This window comes from Streptomyces sp. NPDC001617, assembly GCF_053596855.1.
Genome location: NZ_JBSFHA010000022.1, coordinates 17220 through 29827 on the forward strand (window position 1 = coordinate 17220; position 12608 = coordinate 29827).

Here is a 12608-nt window from a genome sequence, read left to right on the forward strand (position 1 = left end):
CCGGTGGTCGGTGGGTCGCTCCACCGGGTCCGCGAGCCGGGCAGGCCGGGGGAGTACCTGTCCGGGTGGGGTTGGCTTGTGGCGACGTTGCGGTGCGACAACGTTGTCGAGTGGTCTACACATGACTTTACCGCGTCAACCGACAACGGTGTCAAACCAGTTGGGGTGACCTGCCCGGGCCGTACGGATGCGGCTCCCGCGTGCCCCGCTCCCCCACGCACTCTTCCGTGGTACGCGTGACGCACGTTACTGTCCCTGCGGCTTGTGCGACCTGTGGTGCGCGACCCGTCCGAAGGAGGAGGGGCCGCGTCATGCGTTTCCGTCCCATGTCCCTGCTGCTGGCCGCCGTTCTCGCGGTCGGCGGTGCCACCCCCGCCCTGGCGGCGTCCGCCGCCCCACCGGATCTGGTCAAGGACCCGACCTCGTACGTCGATCCGCTCATCGGCACGACGAACGGCGGCAATGTCTTCCCGGGCGCCGTCACCCCGTTCGGCATGCTGTCCTGGAGCCCGGAGAACACCAGAGGCGACGCCACCCGCACCGCCGCACCCGGCGGCTACCAGTACGACGCCCCCCGCGTCCGCGGCTTCAGTCTGACCCATATGTCCGGCACGGGCTGTGCCGGCGGCAGTGGTGACATCCCCTTCTTCCCGTACGCCGGCGAGGTCACGTCCTCGCCCGCGAGCGACACCAAGGACGCCGTCTACGCCTCCGACTTCAGCCACGCCGACGAGACGGCCGAGCCCGGTCACTACAAGGTCGGACTGGCTTCAGGGGTCACGGCCGACCTCACCGCCACCGCCCGCACCGGATCGGCGCAGTTCACGTACCCCGCCGACAAGCCCGCCGCCCTCCTCATCCGCACCGCCAACTCCGAGGTGGGATCGGCTGATTCGTCCATCAGCATCGACCCGGCGACCCGCACCGTCTCCGGCTCCGTGACCTCCGGCGACTTCTGCGGCTACCTTGACCCGGAGGGGCAACGCGCCTACTACACCCTCCACTTCACCGCCCACTTCGACCGCGCCTTCAAGGCCACCGGCACCTGGCAGGACGAGAAGCTCGCTCCCGGCTCGACCACGGCGAGCGGCGGCACCGGCGGCTTCTCCAACGGCGGCCGGCCCGTCGCCGGCAAGGGCGCCGGCGGCTATGTCGAGTTCGCGCCCGGTGACGGACCGGTGGGCGTCAAGGTCGGTATCTCATACGTCAGTCAGGCGGGCGCCGAGGCCAATCTCGCGGCCGAGAACCCGTCGTACCGTTCCTTCGACTCGGTGAAGGACGCCGCCCACCGCGCCTGGCGCGAGCAGCTGGACGCCATCCGGGTCGGCGGTGGCACCGACGACGAGCGCACCACCTTCTACACCGCGCTCTACCACGCCCTTCTCCACCCGAACGTCATCAGTGACGTCGACCGCAGATACCGGGGGAGCGACGGCGACGTGCACTCCGTCGCGCGCGGTCACCTGGCCCAGTACGGCACCTTCTCCGGCTGGGACGTCTACCGGGACCAGGTGCAGCTGCTGACCCTTCTCAACCCGCGCACCGGGTCCGACATCGCCCAGTCGCTCTACGAACTCGCCCAGCAGAACGGCGGCGTCTGGGACCGCTGGCTGCACGGTGCGAGCGGCACCCACGTCATGAACGGCGACCCCTCCCCGACCGCCCTCGCCGGCATCCGGGCCTTCGGCGGCACGGACTTCGATCTGCGCGGCGCGCTCGACTCACTGGTCCAGGCGGCGACCGTGCCGACCCGGCAGGACCTGTCCTCGGCCGGGAAGCCCGTACTGTCCGTCGGCCAACGGCCCTCCCTCGACAAGTACGTGAAGCTCCACTACATGCCCTCCGTCTCCAACGCCTGGGGCGGCGCCGCCGAGACGCTGGAGATGTCCGGCGCCGACTTCTCCCTCTCCCAACTCGCCACGGCGGCAGGCGAGAAGGACACCGCGGCGGCCTTCGCCAAGCGGGCACAGTGGTGGCAGAACAACTTCAACATCGCCGCCGACCCGACCGGGGGCTACATCGCCAATCGCAAGGCCGACGGCAGTTGGGTCACCGGCTTCACCCCGTCCACCGGCAACGGCTTCGTCGAGGGCACGGCCGCCCAGTACACCTGGATGGTCCAGCACAACCCGGCCGGGCTCTTCGCCGCGATGGGCGGCAGGGACAAGGCGCTGGCCCGCCTCGACGCCTTCTTCCACGACAGCGACGGGAGTTGGGCCTTCACCGGCAGCGGCGGCGACAAGTCCGAGCTGGACAACGAGCCGTCGATCAACGTCCCCTATCTGTACGACTACGCGGGTGCTCCCTACAAGGCCCAGGAGACCGTCCGAGCCGCTATGAAGCAGCTCTGGTCGACCCGGCCCGCCGGCATCCCCGGCAACGACGACCTCGGCGCCATGTCCTCCTGGTACGTCTTCTCCGCGCTCGGCATGTACCCCCAGGTCCCCTCGCGCGCCGAACTCGCCCTCGCCTCACCGCTGTTCCCGAGGATCGAGATCGACCGTCCCCACGGCAACGACATCTCCATCCGTGCGGAGGGAGCAGCCTCCGACGCCCCGTACATCACCTCTCTCAAGGTCAACGGCCGTACCAGTGAACGGCCTTGGCTCCCGTCATCCCTCGTGCGCGACGGCGGCCGGCTCGACTACACGCTCTCCGGCACGCCCGACAAGACCTGGGGCGGCGACCCGTCCGCCGCCCCGCCCTCCTTCCGCGAGGGCGAGCAGCCGTACCAGATCGGCGTCGGCCCGACCGCGGCGACCGTCGCGCCGGGCGGGAGCACGAAGGTCGGCATCCGGGCCCTGTCGATGAGCGGGGGAGCGGGACCCGAGGTGCGCTTCACGGTCGACGCGCCCGACGGAATCACCGCAACTCCGGCCGGCGGCACGGTGATGGACGGCTCGCAGGAGATCACCCTGACCTCGGCCGCCGACATCAAGCAGGGCTTCTACGACGCCAGGGTCACCGTCACCTCCGGCGACACCTCCTACGAGCAACCCGTCGCCCTGACCGTCGCCGCCCCCGGCACCCTTCTCGCCGCCTACAACAACACCGGCGTCTCGGACGACGAGGGCGAGCACGACGAGGCCGACTACGACGGGGGAGGCTGGAGCTATTCCCGCCAGGCCCTCGCGGCGGCCGGCCTCACGCCGGGCGGTCAGGGGACGGTGGACGGGCTCGGCTTCACCTGGCCGGACTCACCGAGCGCCCGTCCGGACAATGTGTCGGCGGACGGCCAGACCATCCAACTCAACGCCCCCGCAGACAAGTTGTCCTTCGTCGGCAGTGCGGTCAACGGCAACCAGCAGACCAAGGCGACCGTCACCTACACCGACGGCACCACCGACACGATCGACCTCTCCTTCACCGACTGGACCGTCGGCGGAGGCGGCGGCACCGTCCAGTACGGCAACGAGGTCATCGCCAAGACCGCGTACCGGAACGTCGCCGGCGCGGACAAGGACCCGGTGGCGACGTACGTCTTCGCCACCAAGCCCTTCGAGGCGCCGGACGGGAAGAGCGTCGCGAGCGTGAAACTGCCGGACAACACCGACCTGCACGTGTTCACCCTGGCTGTGAACTGAACCCCGACACATCGGCCAGCCAAGCGAGTTGGCGGCGGACCTGCACCGCGTCGCCGCCCTCGTGGCCGTTGTACGGGTAGGAGTGGATCTCCTTGCGCGGGGCTGTGCCGGCCGACAGCTCCGCGTACCGGTTGTACGCCGCGTACGCCCCGCTCGGCGGGCACACGGTGTCGCGCAGACCGACGCCGAAGTGGGCCGGGGCGTGGGCGCGGCGGGCGAACGAGATGCCCTCCATGTAGGCGAGGGTGCGGTAGGCGGCCGGCTCGGCGCCGCGGTGGACGGCGAGACAGGCGGCGATCTCGCCGTACGGGCCGGTGTCGGTGAGGTCCAGGGCGCGCCGGATGCCGCACAGGAAAGGAGCGGTGACCAGGGTCGCCGCCAGGTCCGGGAGCAGGCCCGCGACGGCCAGGGCGAGTCCGCCGCCCTGGCTGTTGCCGACCGCCGCGACACGGTCCGCGTCCACGCCGGGCAGTGCCCGCACCGCCGCGACCGCCCGGACGGCGTCCGTGATCAGGCGGCGGTAGTGGAAGTCGTGCGGAGCGAGCAGGCCGCGGGCCGCCGCGCCCGGGCCGCCCGGCGCCGAGCCCGCCTGTGGGTCGGGGGTGTCGCCGCCGCAGCCGTACTGGTCGCCCTGGCCGCGGTTGTCCATGAGCAGATGGGCGTATCCCGCGTTCACCCAGGTCAGGCGCTCATGCGGAAGACCGCGCCCGCGGCCGTAGCCCGCGTACTCGACGACGGCGGGAAGGGGGGCGTCGACCCCCGTCGGGCGGCTGAACCAGGCGCGTATCGGATCGCCGGCGAAGCCCCGGAAGGTCACGTCCCAGGTCTGTGTCAGCCGTAGACCGGTCTCCACCGGCCGCACGGACACCAACGGCTCCCACCGTGCCGCCTCCTTGAGTGTCCCCTGCCAGAACTCGTCGAAGTCGCCGGGCTCCTCGAGGGTCGGGCGGTGGTGCTCCAGCTCGGTCAGCGGCAGGTCGAACGCGGGCACGGCGCACCTCGCAGGAGTCGGGCAGAGTGTGGAAACTTGCGGAGCCGATGGCGCATGGTTCCCGGGGTCCTACCCAGCCACCCGCACGTTTCAACTCCTTTCCGGAACCTCGTCGGACTGCTGCAGCACCATTGACAGCGCTTTCTGACTGCCCCTAAGTTGCCGCGAAGTTACCGGTAATAGCTCGAAAGTTTCGGCCGCTTCTCCACCCCGGGAGGACCGAGCATGAGCACCACCACCACGTCGGCCTCTCCGCCCGGCACTCAGGACCCACCGAAGCCCGCACCCCGCCCGGCACCGCGCAGCGCCTGGCGACGGGCACTGCGCCGGGACTGGCAGCTGTACTCGCTGGCCGTGCTGCCGCTCCTGTTCTTCCTGGTCTTCCGCTATCTGCCGATGATCGGCAACGTCATCGCCTTCCGCCGGTTCGAGCCGGGCGGCTCGATCTTCGGCGAGCAGTGGGTGGGGCTGCGCTATGTGCGCATGTTCCTCACCGACCCGACCTTCTGGCAGGTCTTCCGCAACACGCTCTGGATGGGCGGACTGACCCTGGTCTTCTGCTTCCCGATCCCGATCGTGCTCGCCCTGCTGCTCAATGAGGTGCGCCGACGCTCGCTGAAACGCTTCGTCCAGTCGGTGTCGTACCTTCCGCACTTCCTGTCGATCGTGATCGTCGCCGGCATCACCCTGCAGATGCTCGCCTCCGACGGCCCCGTCAACCACGTCCTCGGCTGGTTCGGCCACGACCCGATCCGCTTCATCCAGGAACCCGACTGGTTCCGCACGATCTATGTCGGCTCGGAGATCTGGCAGACCGCCGGCTGGGGCACGATCCTCTACCTCGCCGCCCTCACCACGATCGACGAGGATCTGTACGAGGCGGCACGCATCGACGGCGCGGGCCGCTTGCGGCAGATCTGGCACGTCACACTGCCCGGCATCCGGCCCACCATGATCACGCTGCTGATCCTGAACGTCGGCGCCTTCATGGCGGTCGGCTTCGAGAAGGTGCTGCTGCTCTACAACCCGTTGACCTATCCGACCGCGGACGTGATCTCGACGTACGTCTACCGCATGGGTGTCGAGTCCAACAACTTCAGCTACGCGGCCGCCATCGGCCTGTTCGAGGCGGTCATCGGCCTGGTGCTGATCACGACCGCCAACCAGCTCTCGCGTCGCACGGTGGGGACGAGTCTGTGGTGAGGCCGAGCCGTTCCCACCGTGTCTTCCAGGGCGTCAACGGGGTGATCCTCACCCTCGTCGTGGTCGTGACCCTGTACCCGTTCGTCAACATCATCGCCCGCTCCTTCAGCAACGAGCGGCAGATACGGGCCGGTCAGGTCACCTTGTGGCCCAAGGGGTTCAACCTCACCACGTACCGGATCGTCTTCCACGACTCGGCGTTCTGGCGGTCCTACGGCAACACCGTCTTCTACACCGTCGTATCGACCGCCGTGGCCATGGTCCTGACGACCTGTTACGCCTACGTCCTGTCGAAGAAGCACCTCAAGGGGCGGAACTTCCTGGTCGGTGTCGCCGTGTTCACCATGTTCTTCACCGGCGGCCTGATCCCCAACTACGTGCTGGTCACCAGCCTCGGCATGAAGAACAGCGTCTGGGCACTGGCCGTCCCGAACGCCATCAGCGTCTTCAACCTGCTGGTGATGAAGGCCTTCTTCGAGAGTCTGCCGAGCGAGCTGGAGGAGGCCGCGCAGATCGACGGGCTCAGTACCTACGGCATCCTGCTGCGGGTCGTGCTGCCGCTGTCGAAGGCGGTCGTCGCGACCATGGTCCTCTTCTACACGGTGTCCTTCTGGAACTCCTGGTTCGGGGCCTTCCTGTACATGGACCGGACCGAGCTGATGCCGGTCACCGTCTATCTGCGCAACATCATCGCCGGCGCCACCGGCGGCACCAACGCGGGCGCCGCCACCGACCAGCTCAGCCAGGTCGCGGCGAACATCCAGGCGGTCACGATCGTGCTCACCTCGCTGCCGATCCTCTGCGTGTACCCGTTCGTCCAGCGCTACTTCGTCTCGGGCGTGATGCTCGGCGCCGTCAAGGGCTGACGCACCGTCACCCCAGCTGTGGAACGCAACTCGTCTGCGGAACAAAGGAGTCTCCGTGAAGAGAGAACGACGGCAGAACGCGGGCCAGTTGTCGCGGCGTCAGATCCTCGCCGCCGCCGGCTTCATCGGACTCGCCTCCCTCACCGGCTGCGGCGGCGGGGACGGCGGCGGGGACAGCAAGGACCTGTCGAAGAAGCAGAACGGCGCGATGAAGGAGTACCGCGTCGGCCAGCAGTTCAAGGCGAGCAAGCCGCTGTCGTTCTCGATGCTGCACAACGACAACCCGGGCTACCCGTACAAGGCGAGCTGGCTGTTCTGGAAGGAGGTCACCAAGCGCACCGGCGTCACCATCAAGCCGGTGGACGTGCCCCTGGTCGACTACGAGAAGAAGCGCAGCGTCCTCATCGGCTCGGGCGACGCCCCCTTCCTGATCCCCAAGACGTACCACCCCTCCGAGGTGACCTTCGTGTCCTCGGGCGCGATCCTCCCCGTCAGCGACTACGCACACCTGATGCCCAACTTCCAGGCCAAGGTGAAGAAGTGGAAGCTGGAGCCGGAGATCGACTCCATCCGGCAGTCCGACGGCAAGTACTACCTTCTGCCCGGCCTGCACGAGAGGCCCAAGTCCGGCTACTCGCTCTCCTTCCGCACGGACGTCCTGGCGAAGCTGGGCCTGAGCCTGCCGACCACCTGGGACGAGGTGTACGACGTCTTCAAGGCGATCAGACAGGAGTACCCCGACCGCTACCCCTTCTCCGACCGCTGGAGCACCAACACCGCTTTCACCGTGGGGGCGTTGCAGAGCTACCTCGGACAGGCATACGGGGTGCACGCCGGCTGGACGTACGACAACATCAGCTTCGACTCCACGGCACAGAAGTTCGTCTTCACCGGCGCGAGGGACGAGTACCGCGCGGTGATCGAGTACCTGAGGAAACTCGTCGCCGAGAAGCTCATGGACCCCGAGAGCTTCACCCAGACCGACGACCAGGCGATCCAGAAGCTGCTCGCTGAGAAGTCCTTCGCCATCAGCGCCAACCCGCAGGAACTGGTGCAGACGTACCGCTACAACCTGTCCAAGCAGGTCAAGGGCGCGACGATCGAGATGATCCCGGTGCCGATCGGCCCGGCGGGTCCGGTGGTGCTCGATGGCATCCGCCTGGAGAACGGCGTCATGGTCTCCAGCAAGGCACTCAAGAGCGACGACTTCGTCGCGATGATGCAGTTCGTGGACTGGCTCTGGTACTCGGACGAGGGGCAGCGCTTCAGCAAGTGGGGCGTGGAGGGCGTCACCTACACCTACTCCGGCGGCACATACACGCTGGAGAAGGGCATCAGCCTCATGGGCTCCGACCCGAGCGCCAAGAAGGACCTCCAGAAGGACTACGGCTTCTTCAACGGCGTCTTCACCTACGGCGGCAGCTGGGAGCTGGTCTCCTCCAACTTCAGCCCCGACGAGAAGAAGTTCCAGGACGCGATGTCCCAGCGCAAGCAGCTGCCCATCGCCCCGGCCCACCCGCTCCAGTCCGCCGAGCAGGAACAGGCCTCGCTCTGGACCACCCCGCTCCAGGACCATGTCGCCCAGAACACCCTCCAGTTCATCCTCGGCAAGCGCCCGTTGTCCCAATGGGGGGCCTATGTCTCCGAGTTGAAGGCGAAGAACATGCAGCAGCTCGTCGACCTGCACAACAAGGCGTACGAGCGCTACAAGAAGGAGCACGGGTGATCCCCGAGCAGCCGGTGGCCACGCTCTCGGACGCCTGGCGGTACTGCGTCGGCACGGGCCGCATCGAACTCGCCCTGCGCCGCGACTACCAGGACTCCCTCGCCCTGCTCCAACGGGAGATCGGATTCCGGTACATCCGGGGGCACGGGCTGCTCAGCGACGGCATGGGCGTGCATCGTCCCTACGAGTGGAAGGGCGAGCGTCGGGTACGGCACTCCTTCACCTACGTCGACCAGGTGGTGGACGCGTATCTGGATCTCGGAATCCGGCCCTTCCTCGAACTCGGCTTCATGCCCCGGGAGTTGGCGTCCGGCGATCAGACGGTCTTCTGGTGGCACGGCAACGTCACACCACCCCGCTCGCCCGAGGAGTGGGCCGAGCTGGTGCGGGCGACCGTCTCCCACCTCGTCGACCGCTACGGCCTCGACGAGGTGCGGACCTGGCCCATCGAGGTCTGGAACGAGCCCAACCTCCCCGACTTCTGGCAGGGCGCGGACGAGCAGGCGTACCACCGCCTCTACGAGGTGACCGCGCACGCCGTGAAGGAGGTGGACGCCGAGCTGCCGGTCGGCGGTCCGGCGATCTCGCCCGGGGCGGACGAGTGGCTGGAGCGGTTCGCGGAGTTCGCCGAACTCCGGGACGTGCCGGTCGACTTCGTGTCGAAGCACGCGTACACCTCCGGTCCGGCGCAGCATGTGCCGTTCGGAGTGCACCAGACGCTGGCTCCGGCGGCCCGGCTTCTTGAGCAGTTCGCATCGCCCCGCGAGCGGCTCAAGGACACGCGGCTCGCCGACCTCCCGGTGCACATAACGGAGTTCAACTCCTCGTACCGGCCCGACAATCCGATCCACGACACCGCCTTCCACGCCGCCTACCTCGCGCCGGTGCTGGCTGCCGGCGGCGACCACGCCGACTCGTTCTCGTACTGGACTTTCAGCGACATGTTCGAGGAGGCCGGCGTGCCGACCGCGCTGTTCCACGGCGGGTTCGGGCTGCTCACGCATCGGCAGGTGAAGAAGCCGACGTATCACCTGTACGCGTTCATGGCGCGGATGGGGGAGGAACTGCTGGCACGCGGGGACGACCATCTGGTGACGCGGCATCGGGACGGCCGGGTGGCCGTGCTGGCCTGGGCGCCGGTCGACGCGAGCGGCGAGACGCCGGGGCCGGAACGGCATGCGGTGCGGCTGTCCGTGCCGATGCGGGCGGGTGAGGCCTTCGTACGCCGGTCCACCGTGGACGAGGAGCACGGCAACGCGCGTACGGCATGGCAACGCATGGGCAGTCCGCGCTCTCCCCGCCCGCACCAGCTCGACGTACTCCACGAAGCGGCCGAGCCCGCACGCCGGCATGAGCGCCTGCCGGTCGAGGAGGGCCGGGTGGCCCTGAACCTGGCGCTGACCCGGCACGAGATCACCCTGGTCGAGATCAGCCGTGTCGAGGAGGAGTCGCCGGAGTGGTGGGACGAGCGGCGCCTGCTGGGAAGGGACCCGGGATGAGCACACCGTCCGTCACCTTCGGCGACGGCCCCCTCTCCCGCGCCGCCGCCCTGATCCACACCCTCGTGACCGTCGAGGCCCTCCTGCTGGCGGCCGCCTCACCCGGCCTGGCCGCCCTCTTCCTGCTCGGCCCCGACGCGTCCAACCTCCCCCTGGCGGCCGTCTGCCTCCTGCCTCTCGGCCCGGCCTTGTCCGCCGCCCTCTACGCCCTCCACCACCGCGACCGCGACCTCACCGACCTCCACCCGGCACGGGCGTACGCGCGCGGCCTGCGCATCAACTCCCCTCCGGTACTGAAGCTTTGGGCCCCTCTGCTCGGGTGGCTGACCGTCATCGCCTTCACGCTCACCCACTTCTCCGCGACCGGCCTGCCCGGCTGGTGGGCGCTGCTGCTGGCCGGCATCGGACTCGCCTCCCTCCTCTGGGGCGCCCACGCGCTCGTGCTGACCTCGCTCTTCGCCTTCCGCGCCCGCGACACCGCCCGCCTCGCCGCGTACTTCCTCTTCCGGCACGGCAGGGCCACCCTCGCCGCGGCCTCCCTGCTCGCGCTGACCGCCGGGCTCACCGCCCTGCTCACCGAAGCCCTGCCCGCCCTGCTGGCCGCCCCGCTGTTGCTCTCCCTGCTGCACAGCAGCCGTCCGGTGATCGCCGAGACCCAGGAGGACTTCACCGTATGACCGCGCCCCGCACCCCCAAGGTCCCGTACGGCGGCGACTACAACCCCGAGCAGTGGCCGCAGGAGGTGTGGGACGAGGACCATCGGCTGTTCACGCGGGCCGGCATCGACACGCTCACCGTCGGCGTCTTCGCCTGGTCCCTCACCCAACCCGCGGAGGACACCCACGACTTCACGGTCCTCGACCGCGTTCTCGACCGGGCCGCGGCCGAGAACAGGAGCGTCTGTCTGGCCACCGGCACCGCCGCCCTCCCGCCCTGGCTCGCCAAGAAGTACCCGGAGGTCAACCGCACCGACTTCGAAGGCCGCCGCCACCACTACGGCCAGCGCCACAACTTCTGCCCCAGCTCACCCGCGTACCGCCGCCTCGCCACGGCCATGGCGTCCCGTCTCGCCGAACGGTACGCCGAGCACCCGGCGTTGATCGCCTGGCACATCAACAACGAGTACGGCGGCGCCTGTTACTGCGACCTGTGCGCCGAGTCCTTCCGGGAGTGGCTGCGGGACAAGTACGTCACCCTCGACGCCCTCAACGACGCCTGGAACACCACCTTCTGGTCCCACCGCTACACCGACTGGGCCGAGATCGAGCCCCCGAGCGCCCTCACCGAGCACTGGCGCGGCCCCGACCACACCGCCTTCCAGGGCACCACCCTCGACTACTTCCGCTTCACCACCGACGCCCTGCTCGGCTGCTTCCTCGCGGAGAAGGAGGCCGTCCGGCAGCACGACCCCGAGACGCCCGTCACCACCAACTTCATGGGCATGTTCCGCCCCCTCGACTACCACCGCTGGGCACCCCACCTCGACTTCGCCTCCTGGGACAGCTACCCGCCCCTCGACGCCCCGCCGACCTGGCCCGCCCTCGCGCACGATCTGATGAGGGGGCTCAAGGACGGCGCCCCTTTCTGGCTGATGGAACAGACCCCGTCGACGACGGCCTGTCGTGACGTCAACCCCCTGCGCAGGCCGGGGGAGTTGCGGCTCGCCACCTTCCAGTCGATCGCCCACGGCGCCGACGCCGCCCTCTACTTCCAGATGCGTGCCTCGCGTGGCGCCTGCGAGAAGTACCACGGGGCCGTCATCGGGCATGCCGGCCGGGACGACACCCGCGTCTTCCGTGAAGTGACCGAACTGGGAAGGGAGTTGGCGGCCCTCGGCGCGACGACCCTCGGCGCCCGCACCCCCGCCCGCACCGCCCTCCTCTTCGACTGGGACAGCTGGTGGGCCCTGGAGATCTCCGACGGCCCCTCCCGCCTCGTCCGCTACCAGGACACCGTCCACGCCTACTACCGCGCCGCCCGCGAGGCCGGTGCGGACGTGGACGTCGTCCCCCAGACCGCCGACCTCACCCCCTACGACGTCGTCCTCGCCCCCGCCCTCTACATGATCAAGGGCGACCTGGCCGACCGACTGTCGGCGGTCGCCGCCCGCGGCGGCACGGTCCTGTCCACCTTCCTCTCCGGCCGCGTCGACGAACACGACCGCGCCTTCCGCACCGATGTGCCCGGACCGCTCGCCCCGCTGATGGGCATCCGCGTCGACGAGTGGGACTCCCGGCCGGCCGACGTCGTACAGCCCGTCCACCTGGGCGAGTCGACGTCCCAGGCCCGTCTCGTCTTCGAGATCGTGTTGCCGCGCGGCGCCGAGGCGATCGGCACGTACGGCGCCGACTTCTACGCGGGCACCCCGGCCGTGACCCGGCACACGTACGGCGACGGCCAGGCCTGGTACGTCGCCACGGCCCTCGACCAGCCCGGCGTCGACCACGTCGTACGCCGCGTCCTCGCCCGGCACAGCCTGCTCGGCCCGTACGCCGACCACCCCACCGCCGAGACCGCACACCGCGTCGCCCCCGACGGCACCCGGCTCCTCTTCCTCCTCAACCACGCCCAGGAGCCGGCCCACCTGACCGCCCACGCACCGGCCACCGACCTCCTCACCGGCAAACAGATCGAGGCACAGGACCCGCTCACCCTCGACCCACTGGGCGTCGCGGTCCTGCGGCTTCAGTAGAAGGCCTTCAGTAGAAGGCCTTCAGCAGACGGCCTTCAGTAGTCGGC

At 69.2% G+C, this 12608-nt stretch carries 8 protein-coding genes; 7 read left to right on the forward strand and 1 reads right to left on the reverse strand.

The window, feature by feature from the left end; translation table 11 throughout:
- Window positions 1-311: 311 nt before the first annotated feature.
- Window positions 312-3584, forward strand: a complete 3273-nt coding sequence (locus tag ACWC09_RS18775) for a GH92 family glycosyl hydrolase (protein ID WP_450851649.1) — start codon at window positions 312-314, stop codon at window positions 3582-3584.
- Here ACWC09_RS18775 and ACWC09_RS18780 read toward each other — a convergent pair.
- Window positions 3565-4575, reverse strand: a complete 1011-nt coding sequence (locus tag ACWC09_RS18780; RefSeq protein ID WP_450851650.1) for an acetylxylan esterase — start codon at window positions 4573-4575, stop codon at window positions 3565-3567. The two genes, ACWC09_RS18775 and ACWC09_RS18780, sit on opposite strands and share 20 nt — an antisense overlap.
- 225 nt (window positions 4576-4800) lie before the next feature.
- On the opposite strand from ACWC09_RS18780, the gene ACWC09_RS18785 reads away from it, so the two are divergent.
- Genes ACWC09_RS18785 through ACWC09_RS18810 form a run of 6 tightly spaced genes read left to right on the forward strand, consistent with a single transcriptional unit; the run spans window position 4801 to window position 12561 of the window.
- Window positions 4801-5778 (forward strand): ABC transporter permease, encoded by a 978-nt coding sequence (locus ACWC09_RS18785; protein WP_450851651.1) that lies wholly within the window; start codon window positions 4801-4803, stop codon window positions 5776-5778.
- Window positions 5772-6644, forward strand: coding sequence for a carbohydrate ABC transporter permease (locus tag ACWC09_RS18790; RefSeq protein ID WP_450851652.1), 873 nt, complete (start codon window positions 5772-5774; stop codon window positions 6642-6644). Before ACWC09_RS18785 ends, ACWC09_RS18790 begins: the two co-directional genes overlap by 7 nt.
- A gap of 55 nt (window positions 6645-6699) precedes the next feature.
- Window positions 6700-8370, forward strand: coding sequence for an ABC transporter substrate-binding protein (locus tag ACWC09_RS18795; RefSeq protein WP_450851653.1), 1671 nt, complete (start codon window positions 6700-6702; stop codon window positions 8368-8370).
- Window positions 8367-9869, forward strand: coding sequence for a GH39 family glycosyl hydrolase (locus ACWC09_RS18800; RefSeq protein WP_450851654.1), 1503 nt, complete (start codon window positions 8367-8369; stop codon window positions 9867-9869). Before ACWC09_RS18795 ends, ACWC09_RS18800 begins: the two co-directional genes overlap by 4 nt.
- Window positions 9866-10546 (forward strand): hypothetical protein, encoded by a 681-nt coding sequence (locus ACWC09_RS18805; protein WP_450851655.1) that lies wholly within the window; start codon window positions 9866-9868, stop codon window positions 10544-10546. Before ACWC09_RS18800 ends, ACWC09_RS18805 begins: the two co-directional genes overlap by 4 nt.
- Complete coding sequence (locus ACWC09_RS18810) at window positions 10543-12561, forward strand: beta-galactosidase (RefSeq protein ID WP_450851656.1); 2019 nt, start codon at window positions 10543-10545, stop codon at window positions 12559-12561. Before ACWC09_RS18805 ends, ACWC09_RS18810 begins: the two co-directional genes overlap by 4 nt.
- The last annotated feature ends 47 nt before the right edge of the window (window positions 12562-12608 follow it).